Source organism: Pseudomonadota bacterium (genome assembly GCA_026390555.1).
Classification (GTDB): domain Bacteria; phylum Bdellovibrionota_C; class UBA2361; order UBA2361; family OMII01; genus OMII01.
In genome coordinates this window covers 1-14,314 of record JAPLFS010000072.1, presented here as the reverse complement: position 1 = coordinate 14,314, position 14,314 = coordinate 1, and the positions used below count along the sequence as shown (strand labels likewise).

Below are 14,314 nucleotides of genomic sequence, written 5' to 3'. Positions count from 1 at the left end.
GTGCAACAAACACTACCTACACAGCTCTTTAACTATTATATTCGTCATAATCTCGCTCGTTCCGCCGCCAATCGGCATCAGCCGCAGATCTCGCCACCAGCGCTCAGGTAGGAACTCAGTTGTATAGCCGTAGCCACCGTGAATCTGAATAGCCTTATCAGCGATCCAGACAGCATCGTCACACATCATCCGTTTCGCCATCGCAACTAACCGCCGGCACTCCTGGCCTGCTGTTAACTTATCAAGGGCTAAGTGCGAGAGCGACTCTCCCAGGAGGATCTTTCTACGCATCTCTTTTAAGTAGCGCGCTATAACTGGAAAATGCTCGATCGTTTCTCCAAACGCCTCGCGTTGTCCGGCGTAGAGCGAGGCCGAGGCAAGGCACATGCGAGCGCCAGCAAGTGAGGTAAGCGCGAGCATCAGACGCTCCCAGTTAAGGTTCGCCGCCGCTTGACCCCAACCCTCTCCTAACTTTCCAAGGATGCAGGAGTCATCGACCTCGACATCCTCAAAGAGCAGCTCCGCAGTATCGGAGGCATGCCAGCCAAGTTTGCTAAGCTTCTTTGAAACCTTAAAGCCCTTGCTCTTGGCATCTACAACGAAGGTCGTAAAACCTGCATAGCCCGCCTGAGGATCGGTTTTAGTAAGAACTAGGATATAGTCGGCGCGTGCTCCGTTAGTGATAAAGGTCTTTGCGCCGTTAATAACCCATCTATCCCCTTTGCGAGTAGCAATGGTGCTAATACGGGCCAGGTCACTCCCTGCGCCAGGCTCGGTAAATGCGTAGGCTCCGAGCGCCTCACCCTTAACAGCGCGGGGGAGCCAGCGAGTCTTCGCCTCCTGAGAGCCGAATTTTTCAAGGGCATGGCTTATAACAAGCGCATGCATATTTACGGCGACGGTTAGACCAACCGAGGGCAACTCTCCAAACGCCTCACACCACGCCCCTGCAAGTTTATAATCACCCCCTGCGCCGCCATACTCCTCTGAGATAAGGAGGCCTAGATAACCTTGCGAGCCAAGCAGCTTAAAGACCTCATTGGGAAAGTGCGCGGCCCGTTCCCACTCAGAGATATGAGGAGCTAGCTCGCGTTGAATAAGCTTCGTAACGGAGTCGATAAAGTTCTCGTGCTCAGCGTAGTAGGGGATTAGCTGCATTGTAACCTCTCAACGATAATCTCAGCGAGATCTCTGACATCGATCTTATGCTCGTTATTAGTAAGTTTAACCCCGTCCTCCATCATCTGCATACAAAAAGGACATCCGGTCGCAACCGTTGAAGCGCCGGTGGCAGCTGCTTCAGCGGCTCTAATCGAATTAATACGCTCACCACCACCTATCTTAAGATCCATCCAAAAATGACCCCCGCCAGCTCCGCAGCAGAGTCCCTTCTCTCGGCTGCGCTCCATCTCGATAATTTTAAGCCCCTTAATAGCTTTAAGACTGTCGCGTGGCGCATCATACTCGTCATTGTAACGGCCTAGGTAACATGGGTCGTGGAACGTAACATCTTTCATACCACCATCCTTGAGCGTGAGCTTATCCTCCGCCAGTAGCTTCTTAAGGAGTACCGAATGGTGGATGATCTCGGGCTGAAGACCGTTCCCAAGGTTTCCAAACTGAGGATACTCATTCTTAATGGTATTGAAACAGTGCGGACAGTTCGCCACCAGATATTTAAATGAGACCGACTTAAGGGTTGCGATATTCTGTTTAGCTAGGGTCTGAAAGAGGTTCTCCTCTCCTAATCGACGCGCAGGATCTCCACTACACCCCTCCATCGAACCAAGCACTCCGAAGGAGAGCTTGGCCTGCTGCATAATGGTAACGAGCGCCTTTGCGATCTTTTGCTTACTCGGATCAAAGGCCGATACACACCCTACCCAATAGAGGTAGTCCACAGCGTCTCCGGGTTGTAATAGCTTTACGCCAAGACCATCGAGCCACTTAGTACGATCTTCTGGCGGGCCGTAGGGATTAGCGCGACTCTCAAGTGAGCGTAGGGTCGCCTGTGCCTCTTGAGGTAGCTGCCCCTGCATCATCGTCATATGGCGGCGATTTCCAACGATCTGATCGACTTGGTTAATGCCGACCGGACAGGCCTGAACACACGCCATGCAGGTAGTGCAGCTCCAGAATACGCTGGGATCCATTACATCCCCCGCAATAGTGGCGCTAGCTGTAGCTCCAAGTGTGCGTGAGGCGTTCTGAACAAGTGGATTAGTAGCTCTGAAAGAGCCATCTGCAATGTAGCCCTCCCCATCAGCGCGCAGGTTATTAAAAGGCAGTAGCACACCCTGTGAGAGTGAGCTGTCGAGGGCACGCGCCGCTAGGGGAAGTTTCGAGTTTAAAAGCTCTCCCTTGGCGTGCAACGCAAATGCGTGGTTGCGCGTATCTAGTATGACCCATTTCGGAGAGAGTGGTTTGCCAGAGATATAGGCCGGACAAACCTCCTGACACCGACCGCACTCCGTACATGCATCGAGATCAAGGAGATTCTTCCAGGTATAGTCCTTAATAGTGCCGAGCCCGAGCGAAAGCTCCTCGCCACTCTCCATCATCTTCTCCAGATCTCCGATAAAGGGCAGAGCGCCCTTTGGCCGCACAGTTCGAGCGAAGAATAGATTGAGCGGGCTCGTCAGCATGTGAAAAAACTTTGTGTAGGGAAAAAGCGCTACAAATGCGTAGACCGTCAGGGTGTGAAACCACCAGGTTCCGTAGTGAGCGAGCTTGGCCTGTGCTTCAGGAAGGAACCAGAGCGACTTTGCAACCAACCATCCGATCGGAGAGTAGAGCGCCCACGGATCATCTGTGGCATGTATGCGCAGACCCTCCAACAAAAATCCCTGCACAACGAGTAGCGCCAGCATGGCGAGGATGAAGATACTGTTCCATGAATTGTGAACGGCATCGGCGTGTTCGATAAAGCGCCGATACCCAAAGAAGAGGATCCCTGCGAGCATCAAGAGCCCGAAGATATCGCTGAACATCGTTACGTATAGATAGAATTGTCCCTTATAGATCTCGATGCCTAGATCGTGGTGGATAAATACCATCGTGGTTGTAAAAAACAGTACAAGAAAACCAAGGTATACTAAGAGGTGCGCCATGGCTGAGCCGTTACTACTGCTACGAGCCACCTTCTTATGAAAAAATCCGTACTGAATTAGATCGTCGAGTCGGTAGAGCCAGTGACCGCTATGTTCAGGAGAGGGCTGGCCGGAGCTCCACAGCTCGACCCTTCGTATAACCCCGTTAACCCCTATTACTAGCGCTACAAGCAACAATCCGTAGAGCCCTATAACATTAGGCAGGGTATTGAGATTCCACATTATTTCGCGAGTTGCTTCCATGACTACTAAACTAGACGCATCGCTTACATCACACCAGCGGTCTTAATAATGTATTAATAGTATTATTAGAGACCTCATTAGAGGACACAATTGGTATAGCTAAGCGCCTAATAATACAGATGTTTTTCTATAAATGCGGGGTTTTGTTGACAATGTTGGGCTCAGATCCTCACAATAGAGGGATACCTATGGGCATTACGACGCCTCAATCAGTTCAAAAAACCGCAAGCGCTTCCTGTCGACCCATTTACCTGCGGTTTGGCGTTGTTATTTTCTAACCCTTCATAAAGCCCTATGGACATGAACTCAGATATTGTTTTGGCGCTCTTCTGGTCCGGCATCCCCGTAGTTATAGCTATCGCGGCCTATATCTTCTTTATCGTAGGGTCGCTAGCGATCGCACGGAGTCGCACCCTAAGACTTGAAGAGATAGTTGAGTCGGGTGGACGAGGTGCCACAGCCGCACAACGGATCGTTGATGCCTCAGGTCGCTATCTGCTCTTTACGCAGTTCGGTAGGTTGCTTTCATCTATATCGGCGGGATTTTTTCTGGCTTTTTTTACGGGCGCAGTTCCGCGCGCAGTACTCGGAGGTGGAGTTGGTTTATGGGGTATCTCGTGGTGCATCTCCATAATCACTTTTTGTGCGGTGATCGCGCTAACGTTGATACTAGTTCAGATTGCAAAGGCTGTATCTCTGCAGTATCCGGAGCGCTCGCTCTGTGCGGTATCGGTGGTACTAACGCTGGCCTACAAATTATTTGGGCCGATCCTTGTCTTCGCCCATCGAGCGGTGAGCCGTGTATTGAGTCGATTCGATGTGCGAATCAGCAATGAGCGTGAGATGTCTGTATCCTCAGATGATCTGAGTGAGATCGTAAAGATTAGCTCTGAGAACGGTACGCTTGAAGAAGAGGAGCGCGCCCTTATTGACGGGGTTGTTGAGCTCTCAGAGCGCTTTACTCGCGAGATTATGACCCCTCGCAAGGATATTGTTTGGGTTAAGGAGCAGGGGACAACAGCAGAGCTGCTTAACGTCTTAACTCGGGAGGGGGTTTCGCGAGTATTGGTATGCGGACGCGATCTCGATGAGGTGCGTGGAATACTACTGGCAAAAGATCTTCTTCCATTAGTTGGGCGCTCGCTTTCAGGGGTAAGTTGGCAGACATATCTGCGACCAGCACACTCTGTGCCTAATACAAAACCGGTTAATGAATTGCTGATAGAGTTTCGACAGCGTGGGATCCATATCGCAGTGGTGCTTGATGAGCACGGCGGAGTTGATGGCATCGTTACCCTTGAGGATCTTGTGGAAGAGATCGTTGGAGATATCTTTGATGAGTTCGACTCGCCGCTTGAGAGGCAACACCTTACACGAGAGGTAGACGGGGCCATCTTTGTTGATGGATCTATCTCTATTGAGCGCATCAAGGCGGACTACGGTATCGTGCTGCCAGCAGGGGAGTACGAGACGGTTGCGGGCTTTATCCTGGCGCAGCTACGACGGGTGCCGAGTGAGGGGGAGTCATTTGTGCGAGGCAGCTACATCTTTGCTATAACAGAGGTTCATAAACACCGCATCGCGCGCATCTCAATTAAAAAGGTAGATCCTGTGCCCTCACTTAAAGTAGAGCCTGAACAGGTAGTTGCGATAGCCAATAGCAGCCCCTCAGCCAGAGTTAGATCCGGCGGATAAATACCACCCAACGGAATCCCTTAGGCACCCATTATCATCCTTATATCTGCGGCTTGGATTAGGCCACAGGTGCGTGTGCCTTAAGTATGCGCAGATTAAGAGGGGAGAGATGGTAATGGATGCAGATCCTAGTTCAACGATATTAGGCCAGGAGGCAGCGCAGAGCGAGGCTTCGAAGGTCTCTGTTACAGAACCAGGCGTCCAGTCATCGATTCCGGTTCAGAGTGCCGTTACCACTAGCGCTACCCCTACCGCTACTGCTGCGATAGCAACAGGGACCGTAACGGATGCGCCACGCGTTGAGGTAAGTGCAGCAACCATCACACGCATGATGGGGATAGCGTCGACGACCGACCTGCGATTGCTTGAGGGGCGGGTTGATCTGCTTGCATCAAAGGTAACTGGGTTGTTGACCAAAGTTGATCGAGTGCTCTCTATGTTTGGTAGCGTTCCAACATCGAGTGATATTGGGCGACTAGAGCTTCAGATCGGCGCGGTAAAGTCTATGCTGCGTGAACTGCTTGAATCGACAGATGCCAGAGGCCAGAATGTACAGCAGGCTGATACAAAAGGCGCGGCAGAGGAGCAGAACAGGAAGTTACGTGAAGGAATCCGTTCGAGTTCCGAGTAGTTTAATAGAAGATAATTATTAGGACTAGTATGGCACGAGCAAAGAAAGAGAGATCTGAAATTACACTTGAGATAGATCAGCCACTAGCATCCAAGGTAGAGAAAACACGCTCGCGGGCAAAAAACTATGTGCTTGATCTGCGCGTGTATAGCCCGGCATCAAGCGGTTATATCAGCCTTGATGGATTGGACGCAGCACCTGCGATTGTGCGGCTTGCTAAGGTTAAGGGGCTCGATGTTATAGCAATTACCGATCTTTTTAGTGCTGATTTCATTGATCGAATGGTTTCTGCCTCTAAGGATTCACCACTGACCGTTATTCCGGGAGTAGGCCTTAGATGTAGGGTTGGTAACTGTGATGATGTTGTTATGTCATGCTTATTCCCAGAGAATACAAAGGCGGAACATATTAACAGATTTCTAAAGGCCATGGATGTTCCTAGTCAGGCAGATAGCAGACACAGGCATCTTGTTACGAAACCGCTGCGTGAGATCCTAGAGACCCTCGATGCCTTTGGTGGCATTGCTATTCCAAGTCGGCTCGATAAGACCCCCAATCGCAAGGCAGAGATCCGTAACCTGGTAGAGAATTACGGTTTTCGGGCCTTTGACCTGGCATATGGAGATTCGGCGGAATACTTTAAGAAGAGCTGGCCTAAGCTGCAATTTCATCTTTTTAGCTTCTCTGATGCTAACGCTCTGGCGCAGATAGGGAGCCGTACGGCACGGGTAAAGCTTAACCTGCCAGGTTTCGAAGGGATCAGGGAGATAGTTGCTCGTAAGGAGCAGCCCGCCTCGTAAAGCGCCCCTTGCAAGGTTAGCCCATTCCGCTAGACAATGCCTAGTGTGGCACACTGGCTTGTAAAAACCGAACCGAATGTATACTCGATAGATGATCTTGCGCGCGATCGCTCTACTGATTGGAGCGGAGTTAGGAACTATCAGGCTAGGAACTTTCTCAAGGCCATGGCGGTCGGGGATCAGGTGCTGATTTATCATTCAAATGCAGAGCCACCTGGGATAGTTGGGGTAGGGGTAGTGCTTAAAGAGGCGACCCCGGACCGCACGCAGTTTGATCCCAAAAGTGAGCTATTCGACCCCAAGGCGAGTCAAGCAGCGCCCCGCTGGTTTTGCCCTGAGATAAAGTTTGTGCAAAAATTGAAAAAGCTGGTCTCTTTGGGGGAGCTACGGGGGTGTAAGGCTCTTGCCGAGCTGGTTCTGTTGCAACGGGGCTCGCGTCTGAGCGTTATTCCGGTCTCTGAAAAACACTTTCAAACGATCCTCGAATTATGAGAGGTCGGGTCAAATTAAGTAGGATTTAGTAGTGGTTGATCGTATTAGGATAAAAACTGCGGAAGAGATCGAGTTGATGCGCGAAGCGTGTCAGGTCACCGCTACTATTCTGGACGAGGTTGGCGCTATTATTAGAGTGGGGATGAACACCGAGGAGATCAATACCTTCGTGCATCGACGCACAACGGAGCTTGGCGCTATTCCGTCTCCTCTTAACTATAAGGGCTTTCCTAAATCGGTCTGCGTTTCTCCGAACGATGTAATCTGTCACGGTATTCCAGCGCCGTTCGTTATTCTCAAGCAGGGCGACATAGTGAACGTCGATGTGACCTCCTTTAAGAACGGATTTCATGGCGACTCAAGTCGTATGTACTTCGTTGGGGGTGAGGTGGCTTGCAGTGCAGAGGCACGCGAACTTGTGCAGATAACCAGGGAGTCGCTCTTTGCTGGTATTAGAGAGGTTGCCCCGGGCAAACGCATCGGTGATATCGGGGCCGCTATTCAGGAGTTCATCAAGGGTACTAAGCGTGGCTATGGGATAGTGCGGGAATATACCGGACACGGTCTTGGGCGTGAATTTCACGAAGCGCCGCAGGTTGTGCATATAGGCAAACGGAACACCGGGGATGTAATGCGAGCAGGGATGACCTTTACAATTGAGCCGATGATTAACATGGGCAGCCACAAGACCGCACTCTCCAAGGTCGATGGTTGGACGGTTCGAACCCTTGATGGAGCGCTCTCAGCACAGTGGGAACACACCATCCTTGTAACGGAGAGCGGTTACGACATTATGACAGCTAGTTCGAGGGGATTGTTCTAAATCCAGCGCCAGTGATTGTTTCAAAAATCACTGGCACTGGGTCTAGTTAAGAGCCTTGTCCGGTGCGATGATGCACCAGCAAACCAATGGGTCGTTGTTGGAGTAAGGAACGTCAGCTAGCTTTGCGGTAATGCGGGTTACTCTTTTAAAGAGCGAGGAGTATCCACTTGGACCGAGGCAGTGAACGTTGGCCTCGCCCTCCTTAGCACCCCTAGCCCGGCCGCCCATACGGCGCAGCGTAAAAGCCCTGGGCTACTCATCCTCTGAGCCGGAGGAGTCCCGCAGTACGGCGAAACGCTCCATGCCCTGAGACTCAACCACTAGCCTAATGCCCTTAATTGGGTCGGCTTTTTCAACCGCTGCGCGGAAATCGGCTATCGAGGCAAGCTCCTTGCCGTTTATACTCACCAGTACGTCGCCGGGCTGCAGCTCTGCGCGAGCCGCCAGGCCCTGCGGATTGATCTCAGTAATAACGAGTCCACTAGCTCTGCTTGAACGGAGTTTACGGGGTGAGCTCTCATTGAACTCCTCTACCGTAATACCTAGGTTCTCGTTCTCACCACTAGGGGTTGTAACGCTCTCCTCAACCTGATTCATCAGCTCTCCTATTGCAACGCGCAGGACATCCTTGCGTCCATCACGCACGACCGTAACATCCAGATCGGTTCCTGGCTTGATGGATGCCACCGAATTTCTGAGCTGATTTACGTTCTTAATCTTCTCTTTGCCAAGCAGCACGATAATATCGCCCTGTTTAAAGCCGGCCTTCTTAGCGGGGCCCTTCGGATCAACGTGCCCTACGAGCGCGCCCTCTGTGCCTGGATAGTCGAACGATTTAGCGAGATCTTCAGAGAGGTTTTGGATTCCAACTCCGAGCCAGCCACGTGTTACCTTGCCCTTGGTAATCAGGCTCTCCATAACCTCTTTAGCCATATTAATCGGAATAGCGAAGCCGATCCCCATGTAGCCGCCAGATTTTGAAACTATAGCTGTATTTATACCGATAACCTCACCGCGCAGATTAACTAGTGGACCTCCGCTATTGCCGGGATTAATTGCGGCGTCTGTCTGAATAAAGTCCTCGTACTGTCCACCACCTGAGAGCGCACGCCCCTTGGCAGATACGATTCCAGCTGTGATGGTATTATCGAGTCCGAAGCTTGCGCCGGCTGCCACCACCCACTCACCTATTTTAAGTTTATCAGAATCGCCGAGCTTCGCTACCTTTGGTATATGATCCTTGACCTTGATCTTGATTACGGCGAGATCGGTTTTAGGATCGGTTCCAACCACCTTAGCTTTGACCGTCTTCTCGCTGTTAATGCGAACCATTACCTCGTCCGCCTCACCAACGACGTGGTTGTTAGTAAGGATATGTCCCTGGTCATCAACCATAACCCCGGTACCGAGACCGCGCTGAGGGGCCGGTGCCATTTTGTCCATAAAGTCCTCGCCAAAGAACTCCTTGAGTGGGTCGGAGCCCTTGGGGGCGCCGTTTTTCTTAGGCTTGGTTTCGGTCGATATCGTAACCACTGAGGGGGTGATCGTCTCGGCTACCTGCTCAAAGGCCTCCGAGAGCTCCTCTGCCATGCGGGAGCCTGGCAGGGCTGCGGCTTCCTGCGCGCTAGCGGGTCTAGAGATCGCTGCTAATAGGATTATTGAGAGGCTGAGCCGTGCCAGCAGGGAGGATGGCGCTTGGTAGAAAGGAGAGCTAGATGCTGTCATAGGAAATATCTTCTTTAATTGAGGTATTTATCTTACCGGTGATGTAACATGAAAGACGGATTGTCGAAACAATTATTCAGAAAAGGGCAGATGCATAAATATCCTCGAATAGTGTGCCTACACGGATTAGGGGGGTCGCCACGCTCTGCCAAGGGGCTTCTGATACAGGAGCGCTTTAAGCAACACGGTATCGCAACTGAGCTGCTCTCAGTGAGCATTCCATCCCTTGAAAAGCTCTCTGTTGTTTTAGCCATTCAAGCTGTTGCAGAGGAGCTTCGTAGCAGGGCGAGTGAGCCCGTAGTGCTAATTGGGAGCAGCTTCGGCGCCTTTGTTGCGATTCATGCCCTGGCAAGTCTAACACCACAGGAGAAGGGGCACGTCGAGCGGCTCGTGTTGTTGGCCCCACTATTTGATCCATGGGACCAAAATAGCGCTCTTCTAACCCCTGAGGTTCAGAGGAGCTGGCGTGAGGTTGGAACGTTCCCGATTATGGATCTGGAGCTTAAGCAAGAGGTGCCTGTGCACTATCGTTTGATGGAGGAGCTTCGACTCTTTGACTCCTCTAAGGTTAGCCTCAATATCCCTACCCTTATTGTGCACGGAACACAGGATAAAACGGTCCCCTGCTCACAAAGCCAGCACTTTGCCGCCGGACGAGGGGAGGTGCAGTTAAAGCTCGTAGATCAGGGGCACCAATTGCTGGAGGATCCGGAAGGGCTGCTCTTAATGCTTGAGGAGTTTATTCTACACCCCTTGGGGTCATCATAAAATAAGGCTTTCGTGCCACGCATGGCATCAGCATAATAGAGCCATGGCATCAATCCCACCCAAGCGCCTGATATTCTATATCTGTATTATCCTTGTGCTCGCATACGGAGTGGTCTCTGCGCTATCACGTACTACGGAGGATCCGCTAGCACGCAACTTGTTTATAGATCGGGCGCGTAATAACGCTGATGCATCTGCTACGGAACTGGCAACGCAGGGGGCGCTAGCTAAGGATCCGTTGGGTGATAATGATGAGCTCGAGGATGATGATGAGCTGGCGCAACTTAATGCGCTAAGTGCTGATGATAGCGATGTGATACCCGTTATAGAGGTCACGCCTACAGTGACGCCGGTTGATACTTTGAACAGTGATAATGTAGATGAGGATGAAAACGACGAGTCTGGACAGGACCCACGAGTGCTGTTTTCTGAGGCCGAGCAAGCTGAGCAAGCAGCGCTTGATAATGGCATGATGGGTGGTGTGCGGGTGTCGCGAGGTTCCGGTATAGTAGCGCCGCCTGAGGCCTCGGGGCCGATCGGCTCGTCGTTAGTATGGACTTCGGGACAGCCGCGTGGTTACACGATGTTGTATGCGATGCAACCGGAGGCGCGCGCGGTTGTAGAGAGTCATATCGAGACCATGCTCGCTGCGCGCATACGGGAGCCTTATATAGGTGTGTTAGTTGACGGCACCTTCGGCCAAGATTTTGAGTACCTTAAGACCATCATCGCGCGCCTCTCTGTCGAGCGAAATCTTACGATGGTGCTCTATCTAACAAATGGGGCAACGCAGCGCAGGCGGGCTTCAAAGATTGATGCGCCTTTTATTAAAATAGATCCGAAGATTTTTCGAAGTGAGATTCTGTCCGATCAGAAGCTACGTGGGCAATTTAGCGCACTTGCAGCGCAGGCGCGCAATATCTTGCAGTATAGTCTTGAGCAAAACCCGGCTAATCAGAACCTGGTTAGTGTGATGCTTGAAGATAACCTCGATCTAGCCGCCTATCGTTCGATGCGGGATTTAGCGAGGCAGGAGGTAGGCTCTTTAGCCAGTTTTATTCGTAGCACTTGCCTCAGGTGTTTTGATCCCAAGGACGAGGGGAGTGATGCCGATACGGACGGAGATGCGCGTGAGGAGCATAACCTAGAGCTTTTTTCGGTTCTTAAGCGTGGGGATGCATTTTCACTCGATGGTGTTGGTTTTGCATACCCAGGTGAAGGTGCAGAGGCAGGAGTTTCGCCGGAGCAGTTAAACGCAAATATTCAAGCGTCCTACTTACGGGGCTTGCGGTTCTTTGGTTTGTGGCGACATAACTGGCAGGGGGTAGTTAGTGAGGGCAATAAACTAACCCCTGATAAACGCAGCTATCTGCCCTCAACCCCGGAGCAGGAGGCCTTTGAGCTTAGTATGCTACGGCTTGGATTATTTGTTGAGCCAGCACCCGGAGATGATAATGAGCAGGATGGGAATGTTGTCATGCAGTAATGATTACTGTAGGAGTTACTGAATGAACCGAGATAATTTTGATCTGCTTCTAAAAGAGTTACACGCAGCTGTTGTAGCTTCAACATTGCTGCTCTTTCCCCTTGATGAGGCGCTTAAGCAGGCGCGCGCGCAGGATGCTACAAGAGTGGCGCTTAAAGAGAAGCTGTGCGCTGCAATTCCAGGATGTAGAGCCGATATGGAGATGCTTGTGTTGTTTGACAGCACCTCCGTCGGAGCTGCGATCGCAGTAAAGAGGATCTCTGCACAGGGCAAAGATCAGATCGGAATTACGACAGCGCTCGCAGATCTATGGGGACAAGCAGAAGCCGCGCGCTCGCTTTGGTATGAGCATTTTGTGCAATTTCCATCAGATCTTGGGGCAGGTAGGGGTGAGGCATTGCTTGAAACTGCGCGCTTGCTTGGGCCGAGTGCGGTGGCTATAGCGATTCAGATATCCGAGCCGGTGGTCCAATATGTTGAATTTGTTTCAAAAGTAGCTGGCAGCAGAGCGGTAGATCTCGGCTTAACCCCTTGAGATTCCACAGGCTTGACCGAGATAATGGTTGTGATACCCTCTAGCCCTCTCTATGTGGGTGAAGGTAGTCGTCCTCGGCTCTCTTCTATGTGTGAGAAAACCATTATTTTAGCTGTGTTACACAAAATAGCACCGTTATTGAGAAGGTTTTCTAATAGCATTAGCACCGCGCGAGGATGGTAAAAGTTTTGAAGAATTTGAAGAAGTAGTTATGAGTACCGTATTTGTTTCAACTGAAGTTGCCCGAGAGGGTGCCAAGTGGTGGGTAATCGACGCAACAGGCGTTCCGGTTGGGCGTATCGCCACAGAGGCCGCACATCTTATTCGCGGTAAACACAGAGCTACATTTACACCTAACGTTGATGGTGGTGATTTCGTAGTTGTAGTGAATGCAGATAAGGTAGTTCTAACTGGCAATAAGCATGAGACCAAGATCTATCGTCACTACACAGGATACATCGGCGGCCTTAAAGAGGTTGCTGGTGGTGATATGCTCAAGAGGAAGCCAGAGGCAGCTATTGAGCGTGCCGTTCGTGGAATGCTTCTAGAGGGCGTGCTAGGTCACCGTTTATTGGGTAAGTTAAAGGTGTATAAGGGTGGAGATCACCCGCACGCAGCGCAAGCGCCAGAAGCTTTTCAAGTTAGTTTTCAGCTCAAGAAGAAGAAGTAGGTTAAGGAGTACAGATGATCAAGGGTGGTGGATTTCACGCAATCGGACGCCGCAAGAATGCGGTAGCTAGAGTTTATCTCAGGCCAGGTGCCGGTAAGTTTTTAGTTAATGGCCATGAGACGAAGGAATACTTCGGTCGTGCAAGCCTAGATCTTCTTCTGAGGGAGCCGCTCGTAAAGACCGGTGTCACTGAGAAGTTTGATATCTCTGCCAACGTAAACGGTGGTGGAAAGAGTGGCCAGGCAGGGGCTCTTAGACTGGCTCTTGGACGTGTCCTGATCGATGTTGATGCAGCGCTTAGGCCAATGCTTAAGGAGGCAGGCATGCTTTCACGCGATTCGCGTGAAGTTGAGCGTAAGAAGTACGGGCGCCACAAAGCTCGTAAGCGTCCACAGTTCTCTAAGCGTTAATCGCATTACGCGAACGCTTGATACGAAAAGCCTGGCAGCGAGAGTTGCCGGGCTTTTTTTTATTTTAGGCAACCCCCTCAGGGGTCGATTTGCGGAGCAAATCGGAGGAGACAATACTAACTATTCATCCCTAAAATGAGCATCCCCTATTAGGGGACGTCAAGAAAGAGGGGTCTTTAGGTGATATCTCGAGATCTAATCTTTTTAATCACCACCAACTTTATACTGGGGTCAATAGTTACCATAGATGCCAAGAACTCGGCATCCTGCAGTTTGAGACTTAATTTTTTCTATTACCTTTACGAGTGTCTCAGCTGGCTGCTTGAATGATTCAATATCGATGTAGAACTTATACTCGAAAGGTTTGCCGAGGATCGGGCGGGACTCTATCTTGGTTACGTTTGTATCGAATGCGGCGATCTCGCTTAAGATGCGAGCGAGGCTGCCTGGCGCATGGGGCAGGGTGATGAGTAGTGAGCACTTGCTGGGAGTATTTAAACTCTCTGGCTTTGCTGAAATGGCAACGAAGCGTGTTGAATTGATGGCGTGATTTTGAATCGCGTGTGCAACGATCTGCAGGCCATAAGTATTGGCGGCTTCCTCGCTTGCGACCGCGGCGATACGGGGGTCCTCAATTTGCTTAACGTGCAGGGCCGCACCTGCGGTGTCACTGAACTGAACAGGAGTGGCTAAGGGGTGGGCCTCAAGAAACTGAGAGCACTGCTCGAGGGCCTTCGGATGTGAGATAATCTGACGAAGCTCATTAACGCCTCCCGCAAGTAGCCCTGTCGCCATTAGGTGTAGCTGAACCGGACAGTAGTACTCAGCGATGATAGAGCAGTTGAATTCGGCCAAGAGGTCGTAGTTTTCATGTACAGATCCGGCCAGGGCGTTCTCTATGGGGATGATGCCGATATCAGCTCTAG

General features: G+C 51.1%; 15 protein-coding genes. 10 read left to right on the top strand and 5 right to left on the bottom strand.

The genetic code is table 11. The features are described from left to right. Window positions 1–12: 12 nt before the first annotated feature. Both NTV65_09880 and NTV65_09875 read right to left on the bottom strand, forming a co-directional pair. Window positions 13–1,158 (bottom strand): acyl-CoA dehydrogenase family protein, encoded by a 1,146-nt coding sequence (locus tag NTV65_09880; GenBank protein ID MCX6115502.1) that lies wholly within the window; start codon window positions 1,156–1,158, stop codon window positions 13–15. After that, a complete protein-coding gene (locus tag NTV65_09875) occupies window positions 1,149–3,353 on the bottom strand; it encodes a heterodisulfide reductase-related iron-sulfur binding cluster (GenBank protein ID MCX6115501.1) in 2,205 nt (734 codons plus the stop codon). The genes NTV65_09880 and NTV65_09875 overlap by 10 nt, the downstream gene beginning before the upstream one ends. Before the next feature lie 294 nt (window positions 3,354–3,647). Here NTV65_09875 and NTV65_09870 point away from each other — a divergent pair, with 294 nt between their 5' ends. The 5 genes from NTV65_09870 (at window position 3,648) to map (ending at window position 7,794) form a co-directional block, all read left to right on the top strand. After that, entirely contained in the window at window positions 3,648–5,048 is a 1,401-nt protein-coding gene (locus NTV65_09870; GenBank protein ID MCX6115500.1) for a hemolysin family protein, read from the top strand. Between the two features lie 73 nt (window positions 5,049–5,121). After that, the gene (locus NTV65_09865; GenBank protein MCX6115499.1) at window positions 5,122–5,679 is read left to right on the top strand and encodes a hypothetical protein; all 558 of its coding nucleotides are present in this window, start codon (window positions 5,122–5,124) and stop codon (window positions 5,677–5,679) included. A 29-nt stretch (window positions 5,680–5,708) separates the two neighbouring features. Further along, the gene (locus NTV65_09860) at window positions 5,709–6,479 is read left to right on the top strand and encodes a hypothetical protein (GenBank protein ID MCX6115498.1); all 771 of its coding nucleotides are present in this window, start codon (window positions 5,709–5,711) and stop codon (window positions 6,477–6,479) included. 45 nt (window positions 6,480–6,524) lie between these two features. Further along, window positions 6,525–6,971 (top strand): EVE domain-containing protein, encoded by a 447-nt coding sequence (locus NTV65_09855; GenBank protein MCX6115497.1) that lies wholly within the window; start codon window positions 6,525–6,527, stop codon window positions 6,969–6,971. Between the two features lie 31 nt (window positions 6,972–7,002). Then, window positions 7,003–7,794, top strand: a complete 792-nt coding sequence (gene map / locus NTV65_09850; GenBank protein MCX6115496.1) for a type I methionyl aminopeptidase — start codon at window positions 7,003–7,005, stop codon at window positions 7,792–7,794. A gap of 42 nt (window positions 7,795–7,836) precedes the next feature. On the opposite strand, the gene NTV65_09845 is transcribed toward map, so the two are convergent. Beyond that, window positions 7,837–8,022, bottom strand: coding sequence for a hypothetical protein (locus tag NTV65_09845; GenBank protein ID MCX6115495.1), 186 nt, complete (start codon window positions 8,020–8,022; stop codon window positions 7,837–7,839). Window positions 8,023–8,046: 24 nt separating this feature from the next. Beyond that, entirely contained in the window at window positions 8,047–9,519 is a 1,473-nt protein-coding gene (locus tag NTV65_09840; GenBank protein ID MCX6115494.1) for a Do family serine endopeptidase, read from the bottom strand. Window positions 9,520–9,609: 90 nt separating this feature from the next. Between NTV65_09840 and NTV65_09835 the strand changes: the two genes are divergently transcribed. The 5 genes from NTV65_09835 to rpsI all read left to right on the top strand — a co-directional run bounded on the left by NTV65_09835 (window position 9,610) and on the right by rpsI (window position 13,388). Next, the gene (locus NTV65_09835) at window positions 9,610–10,287 is read left to right on the top strand and encodes an alpha/beta hydrolase (protein MCX6115493.1); all 678 of its coding nucleotides are present in this window, start codon (window positions 9,610–9,612) and stop codon (window positions 10,285–10,287) included. Window positions 10,288–10,330: 43 nt separating this feature from the next. Next, window positions 10,331–11,773, top strand: coding sequence for a hypothetical protein (locus NTV65_09830; protein MCX6115492.1), 1,443 nt, complete (start codon window positions 10,331–10,333; stop codon window positions 11,771–11,773). Window positions 11,774–11,795: 22 nt separating this feature from the next. Further along, a complete protein-coding gene (locus NTV65_09825) occupies window positions 11,796–12,308 on the top strand; it encodes a hypothetical protein (GenBank protein MCX6115491.1) in 513 nt (170 codons plus the stop codon). A 211-nt stretch (window positions 12,309–12,519) separates the two neighbouring features. Next, window positions 12,520–12,978: a 50S ribosomal protein L13 gene (gene rplM, locus NTV65_09820; protein MCX6115490.1), complete on the top strand. Its 459-nt coding sequence runs from the start codon at window positions 12,520–12,522 to the stop codon at window positions 12,976–12,978. 14 nt (window positions 12,979–12,992) lie between these two features. Next, a complete protein-coding gene (gene rpsI / locus NTV65_09815) occupies window positions 12,993–13,388 on the top strand; it encodes a 30S ribosomal protein S9 (protein MCX6115489.1) in 396 nt (131 codons plus the stop codon). Between the two features lie 231 nt (window positions 13,389–13,619). On the opposite strand, the gene NTV65_09810 is transcribed toward rpsI, so the two are convergent. After that, on the bottom strand, window positions 13,620–14,314 hold a 695-nt coding region (locus tag NTV65_09810; protein MCX6115488.1), incomplete at its 5' end, for a hypothetical protein.

What these genes read in the sequence shown, in the direction of transcription:
- NTV65_09880 (MCX6115502.1), bottom strand. Translation starts at nt 1,158, where the DNA reads ATGCAGCTAATCCCCTACTACGCTGAGCACGAGAACTTTATCGACTCC.
- NTV65_09875 (MCX6115501.1), bottom strand. Translation starts at nt 3,353, where the DNA reads ATGGAAGCAACTCGCGAAATAATGTGGAATCTCAATACCCTGCCTAAT.
- NTV65_09870 (MCX6115500.1), top strand. Translation starts at nt 3,648, where the DNA reads ATGGACATGAACTCAGATATTGTTTTGGCGCTCTTCTGGTCCGGCATC.
- NTV65_09860 (MCX6115498.1), top strand. Translation starts at nt 5,709, where the DNA reads ATGGCACGAGCAAAGAAAGAGAGATCTGAAATTACACTTGAGATAGAT.
- NTV65_09845 (MCX6115495.1), bottom strand. Translation starts at nt 8,022, where the DNA reads ATGGGCGGCCGGGCTAGGGGTGCTAAGGAGGGCGAGGCCAACGTTCAC.
- NTV65_09840 (MCX6115494.1), bottom strand. Translation starts at nt 9,519, where the DNA reads ATGACAGCATCTAGCTCTCCTTTCTACCAAGCGCCATCCTCCCTGCTG.
- NTV65_09835 (MCX6115493.1), top strand. Translation starts at nt 9,610, where the DNA reads ATGCATAAATATCCTCGAATAGTGTGCCTACACGGATTAGGGGGGTCG.
- NTV65_09830 (MCX6115492.1), top strand. Translation starts at nt 10,331, where the DNA reads ATGGCATCAATCCCACCCAAGCGCCTGATATTCTATATCTGTATTATC.
- NTV65_09825 (MCX6115491.1), top strand. Translation starts at nt 11,796, where the DNA reads ATGAACCGAGATAATTTTGATCTGCTTCTAAAAGAGTTACACGCAGCT.
- rplM (MCX6115490.1), top strand. Translation starts at nt 12,520, where the DNA reads ATGAGTACCGTATTTGTTTCAACTGAAGTTGCCCGAGAGGGTGCCAAG.
- rpsI (MCX6115489.1), top strand. Translation starts at nt 12,993, where the DNA reads ATGATCAAGGGTGGTGGATTTCACGCAATCGGACGCCGCAAGAATGCG.